Source organism: Pontibacter sp. CAU 1760, from assembly GCF_054482735.1.
In genome coordinates this window covers 233,466-255,311 of sequence record NZ_JBTLRL010000008.1, presented here as the reverse complement: position 1 = coordinate 255,311, position 21,846 = coordinate 233,466, and the positions used below count along the sequence as shown (strand labels likewise).

Below are 21,846 nucleotides of genomic sequence, written 5' to 3'. Positions count from 1 at the left end.
CTAAAGTTTAGTAGAATTTATTATGCCTGCAAAGCTACCAAAATTCCAGCTGTCGCGCATCAAATATTTCTGATTTTTAAATACTTACAGCTGCTCCATAAGCAAAAAAAGAACAACACCCGGTTGAGTGTTGTTCTTTTTAATGTTGTCCGACCAGGGCTCGAACCTGGACTCTTCTGAACCAAAATCAGACGTGTTGCCAGTTACACCATCGGACAATCTCCGCTTCGACTTCTGAACTTTCGTTCTGTTATCGTTTGGTGATGCAAAGATAGAGAGACGAATTTAAACTGCAAACTATTGCGCAAAAATTATTTAAATATTTTAGTCTAAAATCTGCTCTAGCGCTGTGTCATAGTGCTTTTTTGCCACCGTGATGCCACTGAACAGCTCGCTGTCGATATGGCAGTCGTAGCCTGTTAAGGCACCTAACTTTGTGAAATTCACGCCCTTATTTTGCAGTGATTTCTCGAAGTCAGCCTGTTTTTCAGGCGCAACATAAACCACCACGCGGCTCTGGCTCTCACCAAATAAAAAGGCGTCTTTTCTGAAATTTTTATCTGTCTCGATGTCGAAGCCCAGTTCTTTTGGCATCGCAGCCTCCAGCAGGGTGATGTATAAACCACCGTCAGCCACATCGTGCGCCGAGTTAATCAGCTTCTGCTCGATGACTTCCTTAACCGCAGCATGCAGTTTCAACTCTTCGTCCAGGTTAAAGTATGGAGCAGGAGACAGCTTCATTTTGTGAAAAGAGTATAGATACTCCAAAGAGGCGATGTCGTTCTGCGCATCACCCTCATATTAATGGCATCGCCGGCGTTCTGGAAGACCAACGTCATCTTGTTGTCCTTGTTCTCGAGAATACCCAGCATACCAATGATAGGCAGCCTCTGCCACGGCAATTGCAATGCCTCGCTTCGGGTCGGAGTATACGTAGCGGCTGTTGCAGTCAACGGTTACGACAATAAACTGATCCGTGCCTTTTACTTTCACGATAGCGCGGCATCCGAAGGCGCGTTGGTCGTCATGGTGGCGGTGCTGGTGGTATACCCAGCGCTTAGAGGCAATGTTAGGGTGTGTGACCAGAAACTCCGAAAGCATTGCTATAATCGCCGATGCCTTTTACCACACCGCGTAGCAGGCGCTGTGTTTTCTCTGACCTCGGGTTGCCGAAGCGAAGCGAGTTAAGCTGTGCGATCGGGCGTGCGACCATTGTAAAGATATCGCGGTTGATGCCGCCCACGCCTGTGGCTGCGCCCTGGTAAGGCCCAATGGCGGAAGGGTGGTTGGGCGGCTCGATCTTGAAGCTGCAGGCATAGCCGTCGCCGATGTCCACCAATCCGGCGGTTTCCTCACCGGCCTTGGCCAGCATGCGCGGAGAGTCTTTCAACAGCGTTTTAAGCCATACGATTGGGCTCTTGCAAGAACACTGCTCCGGCCACATCACCGAGAAGATCTCAGCTCAGTGAAGTTAGGCGTGCGCCCTAAGATTTGCTTTATTTTCTCATATTCCTCTTCCAGAAGGCCAAGCTTCGGGGCAGTTTCTGCTGTTGTCAGTTGCTCTTCCTCGTTGGTATGGCTTTGATAACGATCAACAAAAGCAGCAAGCTCTGCCTTAAGAGTACAGCAGAACTTGCTGCTTTTTAGCGATATGGCAACAAACACAGGGCAGGAGGCATCGTCTGGAAGTATAAGGCCCTCAGAAAGAAATCAGGTTTGTTTAAAAAGTGCTATGTTTTCTTAGCAAATACAGATACCCGCTTCCGGCGTTCTGCGTAAAGAAGCAGGCAATTACCTTTTATCCTTTCCCTATGGTTACTACTAATCCAGAAATTGTTACGACTACCTGTGGCCGCCAACTAAACCTAAGTAACACGGACTTAGTAATCGAACGGTCGAACAGCCTGTTTAGCTACAACATCCATAAGCTCAGCTCAGGGGAGTACATTATTGCCGAGAAGTTTTACGCCAACCCCTTCAATAACCGCTACATCCTGCTGAACGATGAGCAGATAGAACTCCTGAAACACTTGTAAAAGGAGCTTTAAGCCTTGTTAATGTGTTGATAATGAAAAGTATAATGCGTACTTTTAGTTTCTACTCATAGAACAATGCTTATGAATACTTTTACTGTTATGTGCGTTGGCCTGTTAGGTATAGCCGGTTTGGCTTCCTTCTCGTCTGAGGCCTTATCCGCCAACACCGTATTTAGTGCGGTGGCTGCTCCGGCCTTGCAGCCGGGTGATACAACTAAAGTGCAGGTTAGCACCCTAAAGAAGGCCAAGAAAGAGCGTAAGCCTGCCGCAGCAAAGGTTAGTATGAAGCGTGAGATTACGCGTGCCACCCTGTCTCAGCAAAGCGATGAAGGCACGAGCGTGGAAGTTTTGGTAATGAGCCAAGGCATGAAAGTGCGTAATATAGAGGACCTGCAGATGATCGGGAGCAGTGGTACCCCCGTTATTACCACAAATTATACAGGGTACGATTATGTGTCTTTCCCGTTTGAGGGTAACGTGCGCTTTAAGGCCCCAAATAAACTAGGCACCATGGTGTATGACCGGGAAGTACGCTTTACGGTAACCGAGCCCGGCCGCTGGGTCATCAAACTTGATTTATAATCCATCAGACGCGTTGTAGAAGCTGCGATGTAGGTTAAATTGCCTGCTTCGCAGCTTCTTTTATTTAGCTCTACACCGGAATCGGATAAAACCATGACCTAAAAGTTTTTAGAGCCTGGCATGGTTTTCATGGTTTTATACATTAGTTTTGCACCTTGAAATAACTCCCTAACAATAGTTAATTAATTTAACAAAGTCAAATGGCGAATATTGGCAGAATTACCCAGGTTATCGGTCCGGTGGTGGACGTTAGCTTTGTGGGTGACAACATTAAGCTACCAAATATTTTGGATGCCCTTCAAGTGACCAAAGACAATGGCCAGGTAATCGTGCTGGAGGTTCAGAATCACCTTGGCGAAGACCGTGTGCGTACCATTGCGATGGACTCTACCGAGGGTCTTTCCAGAGGTATTGACGTGCTTGACCTGGGTGGCCCTATCAAAATGCCGACAGGCGAAGGCATCAAAGGTCGTCTTTTCAACGTGATCGGCGAAGCCATTGACGGTATCCCGCAGCCTGTGAGCACAGGTGGTCTGCCAATCCACAGAGCTGCCCCTCGTTTCGAGGACCTTGCCACTTCATCTGAAGTACTTTTCACAGGTATTAAAGTAATCGACCTGATCGAGCCTTACGCAAAAGGTGGTAAGATCGGATTGTTTGGTGGTGCCGGTGTAGGTAAAACGGTATTGATCCAGGAACTGATCAACAACATCGCGAAAGCGCACGGTGGTCTTTCTGTTTTTGCCGGTGTGGGTGAGCGTACGCGTGAGGGTAACGACTTACTTCGTGAAATGATCGAGGCAGGTATCGTTCGCTACGGCGAGGCGTTCCTGGAGTCGCTGGAGCACGGTGGCTGGGATCTTTCTAAAGTAGACCTGGAAGAGCTGAAGGAGTCTAAGGCGACCTTCGTGTTCGGACAGATGAACGAGCCTCCTGGGGCGCGTGCACGTGTGGCCCTTTCCGGACTGACCATGGCGGAGTACTACCGCGACGGTGAGCCTGGTTCTAGCGACGCTGGCCGTGACATCCTGTTCTTCGTGGACAATATCTTCCGCTTTACGCAGGCGGGTTCTGAGGTGTCGGCACTTCTTGGCCGTATGCCATCTGCGGTAGGTTACCAGCCAACGCTGGCAACTGAAATGGGTGCCATGCAGGAGCGTATCACGTCTACAAAGCGTGGTTCCATTACATCGGTGCAGGCGGTATACGTACCTGCGGATGACTTGACCGACCCGGCTCCGGCAACAACATTTGCCCACCTGGACGCCACCACTGTACTTTCCCGTAAGATCTCTGAACTTGGTATCTACCCTGCGGTAGACCCTCTGGACTCTACTTCCCGTATCCTTTCTCCGGATGTGGTAGGCGAGGAGCATTACAACACGGCACAGCGCGTGAAAGAGATTCTTCAGCGTTACAAGGAACTTCAGGATATCATCGCCATCTTGGGTATGGACGAGCTTTCTGACGAGGATAAGCTGGTAGTACACAGAGCGCGCCGTGTGCAGCGTTTCCTGTCGCAGCCATTCCACGTAGCAGAGCAGTTCACTGGCCTGAAAGGTGTGCTGGTTGACATCAAGGACACCATCAAAGGCTTCAACGAGATTATGGACGGTAAGTATGACCACCTTCCTGAGTCTGCCTTTAACCTGGTAGGTACCATCGAAGATGCGGTTGCCAAAGGCGAGCGCATGATGGCTGAAGCAAAATAATTTCGAATTAGTTACGAGTTACGAATTCTGAGTTACGAGTTGGTTGATACTGCTCATAACTCGGAACTCGGAACTCAAAACTCATAACTAATAAAGATGTATTTAGAGATAATCACGCCGGATAAAAAAGTCTTTACAGGCGAAGTGCTTGCGGCGCAGTTCCCAGGTTCTAACGGCTCTTTCGAGGTGTTGGATCAGCACGCGCCGCTCATCAGCACGATGGAGCAAGGACGTATCCGGATCACAACCAACGAAGGCCAGGAGTACTTTACAGTAGATGGTGGCGTTGTCGAGGTCCTCAACAACAAGATTATAGTATTGGCAGAGTCGGTGACTGAATAGGTTCTCGACTGCACCGTAAACAATAAGAGCGCTTCTGATAAAGGAGCGCTCTTATTGTTTATGCCTGTTTATAGGTTATAGCTCGTGTGGTTTTAGCTTGGCGTTAGGAGCCAGGAAGTTCTCTGGCTTAAACGCTTCCAGGTCTTTCCCCCCGGCTACCTTGTTTGGCCAATCCTGGTTAGCCAAAGCGCCTTTCCCGATCGTTATGATGTCGGCACCGCCGTCTTGCAGCATGCGCGCAACCAGCTCTGGCGTGTTCAGGCTACCGTTCACAACAATCGGCAGCTTGCTGTACTTTTTAGCAATGGCCGCCAAAGTGAGGTCAGCGGATTCGAAGGCCGGTTGCAGCGCATCATACTCAGTGGTATGGATAAAGTCCGCGCCTGCGGCTGCCAACGCCGAGAAAATAACCTCCGCCTCTTTCTCGCCATCAGCCCACTTGTGGGTATAGTCGTTTACCTTGCTCTGCGAGATCCGGATGCCGACGGGGATGCTATCGTCCAGCGCCTCCCGCGTTGCCTGCACAATCTCGGCTGACAACCTTATGCGGTTTTCAGTGCCACCACCATACTGGTCGGTGCGTTGGTTGGTATAGTCCGTCAGGAACTGGTCGAGCAGGTAGCCATTGGCACCATGGATCTCCACTCCGTCGAAACCCGCCGCTACGGCGTTTTGCGCTGCTTGCACGAAGCCTTCTTTCACAGCGGCTATGTCTTCGGTTGTCATTTCCTTCGGCGTAGGATAGGGGCCACTGCCGCCATAAAAGCTGAGCTGCTCGCCTTTAGGCTCCACTGCCGAAGGGGCAATTTTGGTCTGCGTATAGTAATTGCCTTGAGAGAGCGCGCCCGCATGCATGATTTGGCAGAAAATCTTACTGCCTGCTTCGTGTACTGCGTCAGTTATCTTTTTCCAGGCTGCAATGTGCTTTTCGTTGGCAATGCCCGGCTGGTCGGTATACCCCTGGCTGGAGGCTTCGTCGGGATAAGTACCCTCTGTGATGAGCAGCCCAAAACCGCCTTTTGCGAATTTTGTGTAGTAGGCCTGCATTTCCGCGTTCGGCGTGCCGTCTTCATTGGCGCTGGTGCGGGTCATGGGGGCCAGCCCCAAGCGGTTTTTGAATTCTTTATGCTTGATCTTAAAGCTTGAGAAGAGTATCGAATTAACTGTTGACATTGGTTTGTATCGTTTAATTTAAAAATTGCATCCGTTAGAACGTACGGGTATGCAAGCAGTCGAGTAACACAAGAGCAGCTGAAATGTTATCTAGCTTGCCGCGAATACCTGTACTTTGAACTTACCTTTGTTAAACATTTACAGCGCCAGGCCATCATGCAGAGTGGATAATCATACCTGGTAGGTTGCTTAGAATAAAGCTGCCTGCGCTTTGGTTCTGCTGACTTTCAGGAGGCGCGCAAGCAAGTTGTGGTAAGGTATAGGAGAGAGCGAAAGGACTTATATTTATTTTAAATAGCGGTAAATCCTGTTTACCTTGGGATTGAATTAAATTTCCTGATAATGCCGCACATCCACCCGAAAACCACACCTATTTACCAAACCTCGGTATTTGCCTTTGAAGACCTGAATGAACTGGAGCAATACTTTGAGCAACCCGGCCAAAGCTATATGTATACCCGCTATGGCAACCCGAATACGGATGAGCTGGCGCAGGAGGTAAACAAGCTCGAAAAGGGGGCAGGGGCAGTGGTAACTTCCTCGGGCATGTCGGCTATACTGGCTGCGGTGCTGGCGCTGTGCAAGGCCGGCGACCATGTGCTATGCGCAGAGGAGATTTATGGCGGATCGTCTACCTTACTCTCGCAGGAACTGACACGCATTGGGATTGGTGTGACGTATGTGCCGAATGAGCAGCTATACGACCTGGCACCTTATGTCAGTGAAAATACCAAATTGCTGCTGGCAGAGACTATGAGTAACCCTTTGCTGCAAGTACTGGATGTAGCCAAACTGGCGGAAGCAACCAGGCAACAGCAGATCAAGCTCGTGATCGACAATACGTTTGCCACGCCGGTGCTCACCAAACCGCTTACGTGGGGGGCAGATGTGGTGATTCATAGCGTTACAAAGTACCTCTCCGGCCACAGTGATGTAACGGCGGGTGTGGTGATTTGTAAAGAGCAGGAAGACTTGCAACGTGTCCAGAAGGTGATGATGGTGTATGGCTTGAACCTGAGCCCTTTTGAGGGGTGGCTGGCAGCCCGTGGCCTAAAGACGCTTCGTTTACGCATGAAGCAGCACAGCAGCAATGCCCTGGAACTGGCCCGATACCTGCAGCAGCATCCTAAAGTAGAGAAAGTGTGGTACCCAGGGTTGGAGGAACACCCGCAGCATGAACTGGCCAAACAACAAGGGCAGAACCTGTTTGGGGGTATGCTCAGCTTCCGGATACAGGACGACAGAGAAGCCGTGAACCGTTTTATGCAAGCCCTCCCGACCATTCCTTTTGCACCTTCTTTAGCTGGCGTTAATACTTCCATTTCATACCCACTGGGTACTTCGCACCGCGCCCTGAGCCCGGAGCAGCAGCAAAAGCTAGGTATAACGGCCGGCGTTATTCGTTTTTCAGTAGGTATAGAAGAGCCGGAGGAATTGCTGGAGGAATTGAATATCGCGTTGGCGGCTGTTTAGCACACGCTGACGAGTGGGGATACGCCGGCAGGCGCTATACTCCAGGTATAGAAGGTAAGCAGGTTGACGTTTAGGCAGTAATTAACAGCCGCTTCAAGTGCTTCACGATTTTCTCGAGTTCTTCATCCGTCAGGCTACTGCTACTGGGCAGGCAAAGCCCCCGCGCAAACAGCTTCTGGCTAAGGTTATCGCCGTAATAAGCTGCATCCTGGAAGAGCGGTTGCAGGTGCATCGGTTTCCAGAGAGGGCGGGTTTCGATGTTCTCCGCTTCCATGGCAACACGCACTTCCTCCGGGCTAAGGTGATCGGGCAGCAACACCGTTGTGAGCCACCGGTTTGAAAAGCAAGCTTTCGGCTCCGGTAAGAACGCTACCCCCTCGATGGCTTCCAACTGGTTTTTGTAGAACGTGTAATTTTCGCGGCGCTGCTTGATGCGCTTTTCCAGCATCTCCATTTGCCCACGCCCTATACCTGCGCAGATATTGCTCATCCGGTAGTTATACCCCACCTGGGAGTGCTCATAATGTGGCGCCAGGTCCTTGGCTTGCGTAGCCAGAAACCGGGCTTGCGTGGCAAGCGCTTCATCGGCGGTAACCAGGGCGCCGCCGCCTGAGGTAGTAATAATCTTGTTGCCATTAAAGGAGAAGATCCCTATCCGCCCAAAAGTGCCCACCTGGTGTCCGCCATAGCGCGAACCAAGGGCCTCGGCAGCATCTTCCACAACCGGTATCCCAAACTCATCGGCCACCGCCATGAGCGGTTTCATTTGGGCAGGCATGCCGTATAGATGCGTCAGGATGATGGCAGCTGGCTTTTTGCTATGCTGCTGCCGGTCGATGATGGCCTGGCGCAGGGTATGCGGGCACATGTTCCAGGTTTCCTGCTCGCTCTCAACAAAAACAGGTATGGCACCGAGGTATAAAATAGGGTTGGCCGAAGCCACAAACGTAAAGGTGGAGCAAAGCACTTCGTCGCCGGGTTTAATGCCCAGCAGTTGCAGCGACAGGTGCAGGGCCGCTGTGCCTGAGTTCAGGGCCACGGCGTAACGGGCATTGGTGTGCTGGCAGATGTCGTGCTCTAACCCGACCAGGTTCGGACCGGCAGCAGACACCCAGTTGTCTTCTATCGCTTTCTGTACATAATTTTTCTCGTGGCCGCCCATGTGAGGTACCGAGAGGAAAATTCGTCCGGGCCTGTAGTTCATATCGTTCTGTGCAGTATGCTATTTATGGCTGTTGTACCCAATAAGATCTCTCACCCCTCCAACGCCTGAAAAACTCCTTGTATGCTGTTCTTCTTGTGGTGGTAGCGAACGTAGCGATACATACAGCGGGAGATTAAATCAAGGTGCTACCCAACAGGCAAGCTTATTTAGGAAACAGACGGGTATTTTTAAGCAATATACTGCTTGGGTCTTCTAAATGATACGAATGCGCAGGCTAATTCTGCAAATAAGAAAAGCGAAGTTACTTCCTTTAGGTGTCGGATAGGTTTAGGGCCCGATCAAAGCCAGGTATAATCTGACAGACCGTGTGGGAACCGGCCACGTACTAGACCTATAAATGCGTGGACATGCTCCGCCTTTTCAGCGCAATTTTATAGATTGCAACAAGATTTACTGTATAAAAACGCCTCATGCTTGATTTCCCAAACGCGAAGATAAACCTAGGATTGTATGTCACGGCAAAGCGGCCGGATGGTTTCCATGACCTCGCCTCTTGCTTTTACCCTGTGAAGTGGTGCGACGCGCTGGAGATTCTGCCTGCCAAGGAGATGAAATTCACGCAATCAGGGCTGCCTGTTCCCGGTGACCCGGACAACAACCTTTGCCTGAAAGCGTACAGGCTTTTGCAGCAAGACCACAACCTGCCGCCCGTGCACCTGCACCTGCACAAGGTAATCCCGATGGGGGCTGGTTTGGGAGGCGGCTCCGCCGATGCGGCTTTTACTTTGTGCATTCTCAACCAGTTGTTCGAGCTGAAACTGAGCCCGGAGGCGCTGGAGGACTATGCCCGCCAACTGGGTAGCGATTGCGCCTTTTTTGTGCAGAACAAACCCGTCATTGCCTCGGAGCGCGGAGATGTTTTCACCCCGGCCAAATTAGACCTGAGCGGTTATAACTGTGTGCTGGTGTATCCCGGCATCCATATCACCACAGCGGAGGCGTACGGCAGCATCAAACCAAAAGAAGCGACATGCTCTATGCGGTTGTTGTTGAAGCAGGACGTGCACGTGTGGCAAGATGTGCTGCACAATGATTTTGAAGACGCGCTTTTCCCGAAATACCCGGAATTAGCGCAGGTGAAGGAAAAACTCTACGCAGCCGGAGCCTCTTACGCCGCGATGACGGGCTCAGGCTCCACCATTTATGGTTTGTTTGAGGGAGATGTACCGGATAGCCTAATCTTTCCCGACCATTACCTGGTCTGGCAAGGTGCTCTTTAGCTTGTTACGCCGCGAAGTGTAGGCATCCAGCACAGGGTATATGAACACGCTAAGCAATATGACAGCGGCACCAGTGTAAAAGCCAGAGGAGAGGGTTTCGCCTTCATCAAAGATAAACCAGGCCAGCACGATGCCATACACCGGCTCTAGGTTCACGGTCAGGTTCATGGAATAAGCCGAAATGCGCTGCATCAGGCGCACCCCTGCCGTATAGGCGTACACGGTACAAGCCAGCGTCAGGATCAGCAGGTATACCCAATCCATGGCGGTCATGCCAAAATGCAGTGTGCCGCCTGCTGCAAAAAACGCTGTATAGAAGGGGAAAAACAGCACCGTTCCAACACAAGCACCCGCCATTTCATAACAGGTAATGGTGGTGGAGGGTATCTTTTTTACCAATTTCGAGTTGATGATGGTGAAGATGGAGGCCATCAAGGCTGAGCCAATCGCCATGCCAATCCCCAGGATGCTGTTAAACTCCGTTTCGTGCTGGAAGATGATGTAGAGGCCAAAGATGATGAGCAGGGCCAGCAATATCTCGTGCGGCTTGACTTTACTCTTCGTGAACAGCGGTTCCAGGAAAGCCGTCCAGAGGCTGCAGGTAGCCATACCCACCAGGCAGATAGAAACTGAAGCCACACGGGCCGCCGCAAAAAACAGGATCCAGTGGGCTGCAATGATAAACCCGACGCTGAAGATCATCAGCACGGTTTTGGTGCCGAGCCGGAAAGGTGTGCCACGCCGGTACATGATCAAGGCCAGGGCCAACGCCGTGATGAGGGTGCGCAAGGTTACCAGTTCCACAGCCGGAATGCTGATCAGTTTGCCTAAAATGGCAGTGAAGCCCCACAGGAAAATCACAAAGTGAAGCTCCAGAAAATCTTTGAAACGCGGCATGTTAACGCGGAACGTAACGGTATAACAAAAACCCTATCCCCGAAAAGATAATGGTCGGAATCCAGGCGGCAATCTGGGGGGCAATATCGCCAACCTGCGCCAGACTTCGGCTAGCGATCACGAAAATTATAAAGATAAACGCCAGGAAAAAGCCCAACGCAATCTGGAAACCCACCCCGCCACGGGCCTTACGCGCACTCATGATCACACCAATTACTGTGAGGATAATAATGGCGAAAGGGTAACTGAAGCGTTCATACTTCTCGATCAGGTATATTTCGATGTCGTCGGCCCCGCGATCAACCTTCTCGTCGATGTAATCATTAAGTTGCGGGAGTGTGAGTGTTTGCTCCAGTTTGTAAGTGCTCTCAAAGTCCTTTGGCCACATGTTCAGGGTCGTATCCAGGGAGTGGCCTTTGATGATGCTCTCCTGCTCGCCGTTAAAGGTGCGCATGGTATAACTGTCGATGTGCCACTTCTCTTTCTCCTTGTTCCAGGAGATGCTGTTAGAAGTAAGCTTTTGCTTCAGCACAGTGCCATCTATCCGCTCCAGGGCGAAGTTATACCCCACATTGGCTGTGTTGTTGTAACTCTCCATGTACACATAGGTCTCCGGGGCTATCTTGATGTGGATGTTCCGGCTATCATAAGTAAAGGGGCTTTTGATGTACTTCACCTGAAAAGCCACGCTCTCCCTGTTTGCATTCGGGATTACCCACCCAATGAGCACAAAAATGGTGGCCGCAATCAGTGTGGAGCCCATCAGGTAAGGGACCAGCAGCCTTCGGAAGCTTACACCACTGCTCAGAATGGCTACAATCTCGGTATGCGAGGCCAGCTTTGCCGTAACGAACACCGTGGCAATAAACACCGTGATAGGGCTAAGCATGTTCGCGTAAAACGGGATCAGGTTCAGGTAGTAGTCAAACAGGATCTCGCGTACGCTCGGGTTGGTTTTGATGAAGTCATCGTTCTTCTCGGTAAAATCAATCACCAGAATAACAGCCACCAGTATGAGTACCGTGAAGACGTAGGTGGTCAGGAACTTCTTTAGTATGTATTTATCGAGGAGCTTCAACTTAATGTAATTATGAATTCAGAATTAGAAATGGCCTGATTCTAAAAGAAGGTATGGTATTGATTGCAACTCACAATTTCTAATTCGTAATTTTTCATTTCTAATTAGAGCCTTGTCATCAATTTCTTTACCATCACATCTTTCCAGTCCCGGAAAGTTCCGTTGATGATGTGCTGGCGGGCCTGCTTTACCAACCACAGGTAAAACGTCAGGTTGTGGATGCTGGCAATCTGCCCGGCCAGGTACTCGGTGCTGTGGATGAGGTGGCGCAGGTAGGCCTTGCTGTAAAACGTGCTGACATAGCCGCCTAGCTCCTCGTCAATCGGGCTAAAGTCATCCGCCCATTTTTTGTTCTTGATATTGATGACCCCCTGCGTGGTAAATAGCATGCCGTTGCGGGCATTGCGGGTTGGCAGCACACAGTCAAACATATCCACACCCAAGGCAATGTTCTCGAGGATGTTAGCCGGAGTGCCCACGCCCATCAGGTAACGGGGTTTATCTTTCGGCAGTATGTCGCATACCAGGTCCGTCATCTCATACATCATCTCGGCCGGCTCGCCCACCGACAAGCCACCGATGGCGTTGCCCTCGCGGCCAAAGCCGGCAATGGTCTCCGCTGACTTCACCCGCAGGTCTTTGTAAGTGCTGCCCTGCACGATCGGGAAAAGCGTTTGGTTATACCCATACTTCGGCTCAGTGCTGTCAAAGCGGTCCACGCAGCGCTGTAGCCAGCGGTGTGTGCGCTCCATCGAGTTCTTGGCGTAAGTATAGTCGCAAGGGTAGGGGGTGCACTCGTCGAAAGCCATGATAATATCGGCCCCGATGGTGCGCTGCGTATCCATCACGTTCTCGGGCGTGAAGTTGAGCGTAGACCCGTCGATGTGCGATTTAAACTTCACCCCTTCCTCCTTTATTTTGCGGGTGCCGGCCAACGAAAAAACCTGGTAGCCGCCGCTGTCGGTTAGCATAGGGCGGTCCCAGCCGTTGAATTTGTGCAAGCCACCGGCCTTTTCCAACACCTCAAGGCCCGGGCGGAGGTATAAATGGTACGTGTTGCCTAGTATGATCTCAGCTTTTATGTCTTCCTTCAGCTCCCGCTGGTGTACTGCCTTTACAGTGCCAGCCGTGCCAACGGGCATAAAAATAGGGGTTTCGATGAGGCCGTGGTCGGTTTGCACCACACCGGCGCGTGCTTTGGACTGTGGGTCTGTGGCGATCAGGTTAAATTGCATGGTATAAATGTAGCTGGCAACAGGCGCTGCAAAAACAGTGCGGGGATGCCGGCATTGCCCTTTGGGGCAGCTGCTTCTTTAGTTAGAAAAATATCAACCTGCAAAGATACGAACTGCTGTGGTGCAAACCGCATTCGTTTAATAAATCATCTCCGCTTTCGGAAATGCCATAAGAATAGCTAATTTTGAATGTAACAGGCCCGGCGAGGCAAGCAGCCCATCGGCTCAGAATCGCATGGGCGTGCAGGAGGCAGAAAATGCGAGGCAGGTATACCCTGCGCCGATAAACGATGCGTTTCCATCGCCAATTATACCTTAAAATTACCCAATACCTTGGTCTCAACAATATTGCTGGTGTTACTGGCGCTCTGTGTGCTGGTGCAGGTTTACTTTTCGCTCGTGTACTTTCTGCCGCTTGCCCGTCACCAGGACCCTGAGGCGACGGCGGTATGGCCGGTGTCGGTGGTGGTGGCGGCGCACGATGAGCTGGAGAACCTGGTGGAGTTGCTGCCGATGCTGCTGGACCAGCAGTATCCCGAGTTTGAGGTGGTGCTGGTAAACGATCGCTCGGAAGACGACACCGAGTTTTACCTTTACGAGCTGGAGCGGCAGTACCCTAACTTTAAGGTAGTGACCGTGAAAAAGACGCCGGACTACCTGAACCCGAAAAAATATGCGCTGGCGCTGGGTATACGGGCCGCCAAATATGCGCATGTGCTGCTGACCGATGCCGACTGCCGGCCGACCAGCCTGAATTGGATACAAAAAATGCAGAGCGGTTACCAGAATGGCGCAGAAGTGGTACTGGGCTATTCTCCATATGCACAATTAAAAGGATTTTTAAATCACTTGGTGCGTTATGAAACCTTGCTGACCGGAATGCAGTATCTGTCTCATGCAAACAGGGGGAAAGCCTACATGGGCGTCGGCCGAAACTTATCTTATACAAAAGATTGTTTCTTTAAGAACAAAGGGTTTGCATCTCATATCAAAACATTAGGCGGCGATGATGACCTCTTTGTCAGGGATGCCGCTAACAATAGTAGCATTAGCATTGTTATCAGCAAGGAAGGGCAAACGGTCAGTATTCCTAAAAAAACGTTTCGGGAGTGGATCGTTCAGAAACGCAGGCATATGTCTGTGGGAGGACAGTACAAAGCGCCTGTCAGAAGAAGAGTCGGGGCTTTTGTAGCAGCCAACCTGCTTTTTTACTTTCTTTCGTTCGGCATTCTTGTTCTAAGCAGCCATTTGGCTATCTTGTTCGCTCTTGTATGTATCCGGTACCTGTCGGTTATTCCGGTCTACATGCTGGTTGCCCGCAGACTAGGGGAGTCCGTCTCCTTGCTGCTGTTGCCGTTGCTCGACGTAGTTTATTTTATAAACTACCTGTTCCTTGGGATATCTGTAATACTGTTTAAAAAATTCAGATGGAAGTAAACAAACAATTCTCTGCGAAAGCAAAGCACGACTTTAAACTTATTCAGGCCGCGGTTGAGGAGAACGATGAAAAAGCGTACGCCGAACTGATGAGCATATATAAAAAGCCCGTATACCATGTGGTGCTGAAGATGGTGCGCAACGCCGACGATGCAGAGGACTTAACGATAGAGGCTTTCGCGAAGGCTTTCCGGAACCTGCACAAGTTCAACCCGGAGTATGCCTTCAGTACCTGGCTGTTCCGTATTGCCACCAACAACTGTATCGACTTTATCCGTAAGAACCGGATCAAAACGATGTCCATCGATTCGGCCATCAAGATTGACAACGGCGACGAGATCACGATCGATTTCAAGGACAAGAACCTGAATCCGCAGGAGGAGGCGATCAAGAACCAGAAGATCGAGATCATGCAGTACGTGGTGGCCAAGTTGCCAGACAAGTACCAGCGCCTGGTAACGCTGCGTTACTTTAATGAACTGAGCTACGAGGAGATTGCCACGGAGCTAAACGCGCCGCTAGGCACCGTGAAGGCCCAGTTGCACCGGGCCCGCGAGTTGCTCTATGACATGGTGAAAAACAAGAAGCACCTCATCTAGGAAGAGTTTAAATTAAGGTTGATTATTGATTGCGTTTAAAGCCCCTGTTGCCTGTGTGCGACAGGGGCTTTATACCTTTAAGCGATTCCCGTTCTAATTTCATACTTTTGCAGCGGCAACCCGAGTGGCACGCTAACTTATACCACCCATGGCTTACAGTTCAGGCAACAATGCGCTTTCACTTTTAGGCAAAGCCTACCTCTACCTCCGTTACAGGGAGAAGGGGAGGGTGCAGCGTGAGCTGGCCCAGAAGTACCAGGGCCAGTTCGAGAATGCCGCCACTGTACTGCTAGCCGATATCTTTATGGCGCTGGCCGTGGTAGTGGTTGTAAGCCTGCTTGCAGGGGCACTCTACCTCATCATCGCTTAGCAGCGCACGTTTATTTTATCATTCGTAACCCAACTTAACATGACCGCCATTAAAACCTTGCTCGCCGGATATTTCCCTGAACTGACAGAAGACCAACTGCAGAAATACGACCGGATGGGAGAGCTGTATGCGGAATGGAATCAGAAAATCAATGTGATTTCGCGCAAGGACGTGGAGCAGCTGGGCGTGCATCACATCCTGCACTCCCTGGGTATAGCCAAGGTGGTGCAGTTCCCGGCGCATACGGCCGTGCTGGATGTAGGAACGGGCGGTGGCTTACCGGGCCTGCCCCTGGCCATCATGTTCCCGGAAGTAAAATTCCATCTCGTTGACTCCATCGGCAAGAAAATCCATGTGGTGCAGGAAATTGCCCGTGAGTTGCACTTGCACAACGTAACGGCCAGCCATACCCGTGCCGAGCAGGTGCGCGAGAAGTTCGATTTTGTGGTGAGCCGCGCTGTAACGCGTTTGGCTAATTTCTACCCCTGGATCGCCAACAGCTTTAAAAAAACGGACTTGCCTACCAAAGGGCTTTACTACCTGAAAGGTGGCGATTTGGCGGAGGAAATTGCAGAGTCGGGCCTGATTGCGCAGGTATATGACCTGAAGGATTACTTCAATGAGGAGTTTTTCGACACGAAAAAAGTTGTTCACGTTGCCATGAAATAACCTGCTCCGGCGCTATGCTTCCTTGTGAAGCAGAAACGCCAGGGCCCTGGCTTCGGAATAGTATCGGTTCGCCCCAAAATCCTCTACAAAGCCAACATGGCCCCCGTGTCCTGGCATCTCCAGGTAAAAGCAATGGTGGTCCGCTGCCTCCGCAATCGGGTAGCACTCTTCCGACAGAAAGGGGTCATTCTTGGCGTTGATCAGCAAGGTAGGCACGTTGATATGGGGTATGAACTGCCGGGAGCTCACGCGGGCATAGTAGTCTTCGGCATCCTTGAAGCCATGCAGCGGAGCCGTATACCTGTCGTCAAACTCCGGGAAGGTCCACAGGATATTATAGTCTGTCAGGTCTACCTTATCGGTATAAAATTTCTGCTTCTGCTCCAGTTTTACTTTCAGCGACTTCATAAAGCGCCTGGTATAGATCTTTGAGATCTTCTGGGCAGACCCCTTCAAGTCGACAGGGGTGGAGAATACGGCGGCGCGTTGCACCTGCACGGGCACCTGCTCAGGCGCTTCGCCTAAGTACTTGAGCGTGATGTTGCCCCCGGCACTGAAACCAACCAGGAAAATGCGGCTATACCTGTTCTGCGCCAGCGCATGCTCCACCACATAAGCAAGGTCATCAGACGCCCCAAGGTGATAGGAGCGAAGCAATTTGTTAGGCTCACCGCTGCAACTCCTGTAGTTCCATGCCAGGGCATCCACGCCTCGCGCGTTAAAGGCCTTTACCATCCCGGTGATGTATGGGCGCCTGGAATCTCCCTCCAAGCCATGCGAAAGAATCAAGAGATCGTCTGAGCCAACCACCGACCAGTCTGCGTCAATAAAATCGTCATCGGGCGTTACAATCCGCTCGCGTTGGTAATGCACCCCGTCTACTTGCCGGTAAAGGCTGGGGATGATGGTTTGCAGGTGCCCGTTAAACAGATAAAAAGGAGCTTTGTGGGCAGACGAAATTACAGGCATGGGTATGATAAAAGGATGTAAATGTGCTTATCGGAGCTGTATAGACGCTTTTTAGGCTGAAATCTGCAGCAGATAAATCATATATCAAAAAGATAGCGTACAGATGTAATCAGACTAACAAAATAAACAACTATGAAAGTTACATCAAAATTCAAAACGATAGGTATGGCGCTGGCATTAGGTGCCTTTACGGTGGCTTGTAGCCAGGAAACGGTGGAAGACACAAACAACGCTGTTGACGAGGCGCAAGTGGAAATGAGCGAGGAAAACATGGAGGCTAATAATAATCTCCGGGAGTTTGACGCTTGGGTAGACAACAACGCAAATCGCGCCGAAACCATGACAGAGGAGGAGTTCCGTGAAGCCAGAACGGAATACAGACGCCGTGAAGCAGAATTTGAACGCGAAAGCGCCACCTGGGACGATGAGACAAAGCGTGAGTGGGAGGAGATGAAAAGAAGCTGGAACGACCTGGAGAACAGCGTGCAGCGCCGCTTGGGCAACATCGAAGATGTGGACGTGGATGTAAACGTGGAAAAGGAAAGGCAATAATGCCTTAGCCCGAAACTATAGCAACACCGCTTCTCTGTGGAGGAGCGGTGTTTTTTTATGAGCACTGTTAAACCTACCCCGCAAAGCCACGATTAAAGCAATTAGAGGTAGTATGTAAAGAGGGGATTCCCTATATTTGTGAAGTGCCAAAGCAGCTTAATATTTTTAAGCAAGGCTTTGGATATTAATCGCAAAGGGCATACCTTTGCAAACTCTTAAAAGATAGGAACAAAGCTTTAATTACATAAAATTCATATGGCTAATCATAAGTCGGCATTAAAAAGAATCAGAGCGAACAACGCTAAACGTCTTCGTAACAGATATCAGGCGAAAACTACCCGTACTTTTATCAAGCGATTAGAGAGCACAACTGATCAGGCGGAAGCACAGGAACTTTACAAGACGGTTTCTTCTATGCTTGACCGTTTGGCTAAGAAAAACATCATTCACAAAAACAAAGCGTCAAACAACAAGTCAAGATTGGCTAAGTTTGTAAACGGCCTGGCCGCTGCTTAATTTTTGCTGAATAAGCTTCTGAAAAGCCTTGCACATCCTGATGTGTAAGGCTTTTTTGCCTTATGAGCCTTTGTCAGGTGAAATCTACATTTGATTTACACTTCAAGTACAACGGGTATAGCCAGGAGGTATAAAAAGGGCGGCCCCTGAAGATGCATCTTCAGGGGCCGCCCTTTTTATTGGATCAGATCCTGCTTAAGCGATGCTCAGCTTGATCATGTTGGTGCGTTTCTGCTCCGTGATCGGCATGCTGGCCGTATTGATGAATACATCGCCTTTTTGGATGTAGCCACCGTCCAGCAGCGTCTGCTTGATATCCTCGATGGTTGCGTCAGTAGACTCAAACTTGTTGTAGTAGAATCCGCGGATACCCCACACTAGGTTCAGGGTGCTCAGCAACTTATGGTTTTCGGTGAAGATAAAGATGTCGGCCTTCGGACGGTACTTGGCAAGTTGCAGGGCCGTGTAGCCAGACTTTGTCATGCCAATTACGGCGCGGGCATGCGTATCGTGGGCCAGGCTACAGGCGTTGGCTACCAGGCTATCGCTGTAGAAGTTGCCAGACTCTTTGTTTTGGCCATAACGCTTGTTAAAGATATCAGCGTTTGCTTCCACGGTGCGGATGGTCAGGCTCATGCTGCGGATGGTCTCCAGCGGGTAAGCACCTACGGCAGTCTCAGCGCTCAGCATCACGGTGTCGGCACCATCAATCACAGCGTTAGCTACGTCGTTGGTCTCAGCACGTGTTGGGCGTGGGTTTGTGATCATGCTTTCCATCATCTGGGTTGCCACAATCACAGGGATGCCTGCTCTGTTGCACTTCTCCACCAGCATCTTCTGGATCATCGGTACTTTCTCCATACCTACCTCAACACCCAGGTCACCGCGGGCCACCATGATAGCGTCCGTTGCTTCGATGATCTCGTCGATATTGGTGATGGCCTCTGGTTTCTCGATCTTGGCGATGACGCGGGTTTCTTTGCCGCGCTCCTTGATGATGCGCTTGATCTCCTCGATGTCAGCTGCTCTACGTACGAACGATAGGGCGACCCACTCCACGTCGTTGTCAAGGCCAAAGTGCAGGTCCTCTACGTCTTTCTCCGTCATGGATGGGGCAGACACTTTAGAGTCCGGCAGGTTGATGCCTTTGCGGGGCTTTACAGTGCCGCCGTAGATCACTTCGGCTTCTACCTCCATGTCTCCGTCTGTGCTGATCACTTTGATCTCCAGCTTGCCGTCATCCAGCAGGATGGCATCGCCTGGTTTCACGTCCTTTGCCAGGTTTTGGTAAATCGTAGAAAGTCTTCCCTCAACGGTAATTGATCCGTCACAAACAAGCTTGATGATCTGGCCTTCCTTGATCTCTATGGCGCCATTCTTTACATCGCCCAACCGGATTTTAGGGCCCTGAAGGTCCTGCACCAGGCTGATGTTCATGTTGTGCTCCTTGTTCAGGTTGCGCACATGGTCAATCACTTTTTGGTGCTCACTGTAGGCACCGTGCGAAAAGTTAAGGCGGAAGGCATTCACGCCCTCTTTAGTGAGTGCCAACAGGCGCTCTGGGGTATTGCTTGCGGGGCCAACCGTAGCCAGGATCTTTGTTTTATTGAAGGATATTGCCATACTTTAGAATATCAGGTTTTCCTTTAGTTTTAATGTTAACGGGTCAAATTGTTTCGCGTACCGGATAAGGGGTATGCGGAGCAGGGTGTTGATGAACTCCTGCGGGTATAATTGCTGCAGGGCCCCGGTTATCTGCAGCACGTAGTCGTATTCTTTCAGTTCAGGAAGCAGGAACGATTTCATTCCGAGTGCTTTGTTTTTCAGGAGACGAACCGCGTAATAGTCCGTAATATACTCATAATTCGAGATAACCATGTGCTCCTGCTCTTCCAGGTTGTACTGCAGGTCCTGCTTCTTTGTCAGGCGCAGGCCCAGCAGCCTGTTAAGTGCCCAGGCCAATTTGTACTCTTTTACCGATGATGCCACTCCATACACATCGAAATCGTAGTCGTACTCTATATTTAGTTGGAATGTGTGCATAGATATTATCAAGTCCCAAAAATAGTAAGCTAAGTTTGTAAAAATGGCATATACAGGATAAAACTTTTATAAAGGAGTGAATACAGCGCGAATAGCGAGATTTTTTTTGACATTGTCTGTCGAAAGTTATTTCTTTGCACAGTGTTTTAATTAACTATAAGAAAAATGTCAGAAATCGCAGAAAAAGTAAAGGCTATCATCATTGATAAGCTTGGTGTTGAAGAGTCAGAGGTTACTCCAGAGGCTAGCTTCACGAATGACCTTGGCGCTGATTCATTAGATACAGTAGAGCTTATCATGGAATTTGAGAAAGAGTTCAATGTTTCTATTCCAGATGATCAGGCTGAAAATATCTCTACCGTAGGTCAGGCAGTTAGCTACCTCGAAGAGCACGCGAAGTAATATCACCCATTTAGGTTACTATCAGAACAAATTTTCTACTATCTATCCTCTACTAGCAGCTTATGGAGCTTAAGAGAGTTGTAGTTACTGGGTTGGGCGCACTCACGCCACTTGGAAATACTGTCTCAGAATACTGGAATGGTTTGATCAATGGCGTGAGTGGGGCTGCCCCTATCACGCGCTTTGACGCGAGTAAGTTTAAGACGCAGTTTGCCTGCGAAGTAAAAGGATACGACCCGGAGAATTACTTCGAGCGCAAAGAGGCCCGCAAAATGGACTTCTTTACGCAGTTTGCGATGGTAGTGGCCGACGAGGCTGTAAAAGATGCCAACATCACCGAGGAGAACGCAGATTTCGACCGTGTAGGCGTGATCTGGGGGTCCGGTATCGGTGGGTTGCGCACTTTTCAGGAAGAGTGCGTGAACTTCGCCAATGGCGATGGCACACCGCGCTTCAACCCTTTCTTTATCCCGAAGATGATTGCCGACATCAGTGCAGGCCACATCTCTATTAAGCATGGCTTTAAGGGCCCGAACTTTGTAACTGTTTCGGCCTGTGCTTCCGCTACCAACGCCATCATCGACTCTTACAACTATATCCGTTTGGGTATGGCCGATGTAATTGTGACCGGCGGCTCTGAAGCCGCGGTGACAGAGGCCGGTATCGGTGGCTTCAATGCTTTGAAAGCCCTTTCGGAGCGCAATGATTCTCCAGAGACAGCTTCCCGCCCTTTTGATGCAGCACGTGATGGTTTTGTGTTGGGAGAGGGTGCAGGGGCACTGATCCTGGAGGAGTATGAGCACGCTAAAGCGCGTGGTGCTAAAATTTACGCCGAGATCATCGGGGGCGCCATGTCTGCAGATGCTTACCACATCACGGCACCTCACCCGGAGGGCCGGGGAGCGCTGGCGGTGATGAAAAATGTGCTGCTGCAGTCTGGCATCAAGCCAGAGGAGGTGGACTACATTAACGTGCACGGTACATCAACTCCGCTCGGCGACATCAGTGAGGTAAAAGCGATCAAGCAGGTGTTCGGCGACCACGCCTATAACCTCAACATCAGCTCTACCAAGTCGATGACAGGCCACCTGTTGGGTGCTGCCGGTGCCATCGAGGCAATTGCTTCTATCCTGGCGATCCAGCACAACATCGTGCCTCCAACCATTAACCACTTCACAGACGACGAAAACCTCGACAGTCGCCTGAACTTTACATTTAACAAAGCGCAGGAGCGTCAGGTAAATGTGGCCCTAAGTAACACTTTTGGTTTTGGTGGGCATAATACCTCGGTAATATTCCGTCAACTGAACGACTAG

The 21,846-nt window shown here is 50.4% G+C and carries 24 protein-coding genes, 1 tRNA gene and 1 pseudogene; 14 read left to right on the top strand and 12 right to left on the bottom strand.

What is annotated here, in order from left to right:
• Window positions 1-145: 145 nt before the first annotated feature.
• From ACXYMU_RS13555 to ACXYMU_RS13540, 4 genes and pseudogenes are all read right to left on the bottom strand, one after another.
• Window positions 146-218 (bottom strand) — tRNA-Gln (locus ACXYMU_RS13555).
• 106 nt (window positions 219-324) lie between these two features.
• On the bottom strand, window positions 325-741 hold the full coding sequence (locus ACXYMU_RS13550; protein WP_458986942.1) for an AIR synthase-related protein: 417 nt from the start codon (window positions 739-741) through the stop codon (window positions 325-327).
• A gap of 60 nt (window positions 742-801) precedes the next feature.
• Window positions 802-1,101 (bottom strand): hypothetical protein, encoded by a 300-nt coding sequence (locus ACXYMU_RS13545; RefSeq protein WP_458986941.1) that lies wholly within the window; start codon window positions 1,099-1,101, stop codon window positions 802-804.
• Window positions 1,088-1,557, bottom strand: a pseudogene (locus ACXYMU_RS13540) (AIR synthase related protein); the annotation flags it as partial. The gene ACXYMU_RS13545 and the pseudogene ACXYMU_RS13540, both read right to left, overlap by 14 nt.
• Before the next feature lie 254 nt (window positions 1,558-1,811).
• On the opposite strand from ACXYMU_RS13540, the gene ACXYMU_RS13535 reads away from it, so the two are divergent.
• The 4 genes from ACXYMU_RS13535 (at window position 1,812) to atpC (ending at window position 4,672) form a co-directional block, all read left to right on the top strand.
• Window positions 1,812-2,036, top strand: a complete 225-nt coding sequence (locus tag ACXYMU_RS13535; RefSeq protein ID WP_458986940.1) for a hypothetical protein — start codon at window positions 1,812-1,814, stop codon at window positions 2,034-2,036.
• Window positions 2,037-2,117: 81 nt separating this feature from the next.
• The gene (locus tag ACXYMU_RS13530; protein WP_458986939.1) at window positions 2,118-2,618 is read left to right on the top strand and encodes a hypothetical protein; all 501 of its coding nucleotides are present in this window, start codon (window positions 2,118-2,120) and stop codon (window positions 2,616-2,618) included.
• Between the two features lie 200 nt (window positions 2,619-2,818).
• Window positions 2,819-4,330 (top strand): F0F1 ATP synthase subunit beta, encoded by a 1,512-nt coding sequence (atpD, locus tag ACXYMU_RS13525; RefSeq protein WP_458986938.1) that lies wholly within the window; start codon window positions 2,819-2,821, stop codon window positions 4,328-4,330.
• Between the two features lie 96 nt (window positions 4,331-4,426).
• On the top strand, window positions 4,427-4,672 hold the full coding sequence (atpC, locus tag ACXYMU_RS13520; protein WP_458986937.1) for an ATP synthase F1 subunit epsilon: 246 nt from the start codon (window positions 4,427-4,429) through the stop codon (window positions 4,670-4,672).
• Window positions 4,673-4,747: 75 nt separating this feature from the next.
• On the opposite strand, the gene ACXYMU_RS13515 is transcribed toward atpC, so the two are convergent.
• Window positions 4,748-5,845, bottom strand: coding sequence for an NADH:flavin oxidoreductase (locus ACXYMU_RS13515; protein ID WP_458986936.1), 1,098 nt, complete (start codon window positions 5,843-5,845; stop codon window positions 4,748-4,750).
• 342 nt (window positions 5,846-6,187) lie between these two features.
• Between ACXYMU_RS13515 and ACXYMU_RS13510 the strand changes: the two genes are divergently transcribed.
• Window positions 6,188-7,318, top strand: a complete 1,131-nt coding sequence (locus ACXYMU_RS13510; RefSeq protein WP_458986935.1) for a trans-sulfuration enzyme family protein — start codon at window positions 6,188-6,190, stop codon at window positions 7,316-7,318.
• Window positions 7,319-7,388: 70 nt separating this feature from the next.
• On the opposite strand, the gene ACXYMU_RS13505 is transcribed toward ACXYMU_RS13510, so the two are convergent.
• The gene (locus tag ACXYMU_RS13505; protein ID WP_458986934.1) at window positions 7,389-8,522 is read right to left on the bottom strand and encodes a DegT/DnrJ/EryC1/StrS family aminotransferase; all 1,134 of its coding nucleotides are present in this window, start codon (window positions 8,520-8,522) and stop codon (window positions 7,389-7,391) included.
• Window positions 8,523-8,953: 431 nt separating this feature from the next.
• On the opposite strand from ACXYMU_RS13505, the gene ispE reads away from it, so the two are divergent.
• Entirely contained in the window at window positions 8,954-9,763 is an 810-nt protein-coding gene (ispE, locus tag ACXYMU_RS13500; protein ID WP_458986933.1) for a 4-(cytidine 5'-diphospho)-2-C-methyl-D-erythritol kinase, read from the top strand.
• Here the strand turns inward: ispE and ACXYMU_RS13495 are convergent.
• The 3 genes from ACXYMU_RS13495 to tgt all read right to left on the bottom strand — a co-directional run bounded on the left by ACXYMU_RS13495 (window position 9,719) and on the right by tgt (window position 12,973).
• The gene (locus ACXYMU_RS13495; protein ID WP_458986932.1) at window positions 9,719-10,660 is read right to left on the bottom strand and encodes a DMT family transporter; all 942 of its coding nucleotides are present in this window, start codon (window positions 10,658-10,660) and stop codon (window positions 9,719-9,721) included. The two genes, ispE and ACXYMU_RS13495, sit on opposite strands and share 45 nt — an antisense overlap.
• Before the next feature lies 1 nt (window position 10,661).
• Window positions 10,662-11,738: an LptF/LptG family permease gene (locus ACXYMU_RS13490; protein WP_458986931.1), complete on the bottom strand. Its 1,077-nt coding sequence runs from the start codon at window positions 11,736-11,738 to the stop codon at window positions 10,662-10,664.
• A gap of 104 nt (window positions 11,739-11,842) precedes the next feature.
• Entirely contained in the window at window positions 11,843-12,973 is a 1,131-nt protein-coding gene (tgt, locus tag ACXYMU_RS13485) for a tRNA guanosine(34) transglycosylase Tgt (RefSeq protein ID WP_458986930.1), read from the bottom strand.
• Window positions 12,974-13,306: 333 nt separating this feature from the next.
• Between tgt and ACXYMU_RS13480 the strand changes: the two genes are divergently transcribed.
• The 4 genes from ACXYMU_RS13480 (at window position 13,307) to rsmG (ending at window position 16,048) form a co-directional block, all read left to right on the top strand.
• The gene (locus ACXYMU_RS13480; protein ID WP_458986929.1) at window positions 13,307-14,410 is read left to right on the top strand and encodes a glycosyltransferase; all 1,104 of its coding nucleotides are present in this window, start codon (window positions 13,307-13,309) and stop codon (window positions 14,408-14,410) included.
• Window positions 14,401-15,009: an RNA polymerase sigma factor gene (locus ACXYMU_RS13475; protein ID WP_115567331.1), complete on the top strand. Its 609-nt coding sequence runs from the start codon at window positions 14,401-14,403 to the stop codon at window positions 15,007-15,009. Before ACXYMU_RS13480 ends, ACXYMU_RS13475 begins: the two co-directional genes overlap by 10 nt.
• A gap of 148 nt (window positions 15,010-15,157) precedes the next feature.
• Window positions 15,158-15,379, top strand: a complete 222-nt coding sequence (locus ACXYMU_RS13470; protein WP_458986928.1) for a hypothetical protein — start codon at window positions 15,158-15,160, stop codon at window positions 15,377-15,379.
• 39 nt (window positions 15,380-15,418) lie between these two features.
• Window positions 15,419-16,048, top strand: coding sequence for a 16S rRNA (guanine(527)-N(7))-methyltransferase RsmG (gene rsmG, locus ACXYMU_RS13465; RefSeq protein WP_458986927.1), 630 nt, complete (start codon window positions 15,419-15,421; stop codon window positions 16,046-16,048).
• A 12-nt stretch (window positions 16,049-16,060) separates the two neighbouring features.
• Here the strand turns inward: rsmG and ACXYMU_RS13460 are convergent, their stop codons facing one another.
• Entirely contained in the window at window positions 16,061-17,017 is a 957-nt protein-coding gene (locus tag ACXYMU_RS13460; protein WP_458986926.1) for a YheT family hydrolase, read from the bottom strand.
• A gap of 132 nt (window positions 17,018-17,149) precedes the next feature.
• On the opposite strand from ACXYMU_RS13460, the gene ACXYMU_RS13455 reads away from it, so the two are divergent.
• Both ACXYMU_RS13455 and rpsT read left to right on the top strand, forming a co-directional pair.
• Window positions 17,150-17,569, top strand: a complete 420-nt coding sequence (locus ACXYMU_RS13455) for a hypothetical protein (protein WP_458986925.1) — start codon at window positions 17,150-17,152, stop codon at window positions 17,567-17,569.
• Window positions 17,570-17,824: 255 nt separating this feature from the next.
• Complete coding sequence (rpsT, locus tag ACXYMU_RS13450; RefSeq protein ID WP_458986924.1) at window positions 17,825-18,085, top strand: 30S ribosomal protein S20; 261 nt, start codon at window positions 17,825-17,827, stop codon at window positions 18,083-18,085.
• Between the two features lie 195 nt (window positions 18,086-18,280).
• On the opposite strand, the gene pyk is transcribed toward rpsT, so the two are convergent.
• Window positions 18,281-19,708, bottom strand: a complete 1,428-nt coding sequence (gene pyk, locus ACXYMU_RS13445) for a pyruvate kinase (RefSeq protein WP_458986923.1) — start codon at window positions 19,706-19,708, stop codon at window positions 18,281-18,283.
• A 3-nt stretch (window positions 19,709-19,711) separates the two neighbouring features.
• The gene (locus ACXYMU_RS13440) at window positions 19,712-20,128 is read right to left on the bottom strand and encodes an IPExxxVDY family protein (RefSeq protein WP_458986922.1); all 417 of its coding nucleotides are present in this window, start codon (window positions 20,126-20,128) and stop codon (window positions 19,712-19,714) included.
• Window positions 20,129-20,293: 165 nt separating this feature from the next.
• On the opposite strand from ACXYMU_RS13440, the gene ACXYMU_RS13435 reads away from it, so the two are divergent.
• Window positions 20,294-20,530 carry an acyl carrier protein gene (locus tag ACXYMU_RS13435; protein ID WP_025609494.1) on the top strand — a complete coding sequence of 79 codons (237 nt, stop codon included), beginning with the start codon at window positions 20,294-20,296 and terminating at the stop codon, window positions 20,528-20,530.
• Window positions 20,531-20,592: 62 nt separating this feature from the next.
• Window positions 20,593-21,846, top strand: a complete 1,254-nt coding sequence (fabF, locus tag ACXYMU_RS13430; RefSeq protein ID WP_458986921.1) for a beta-ketoacyl-ACP synthase II — start codon at window positions 20,593-20,595, stop codon at window positions 21,844-21,846.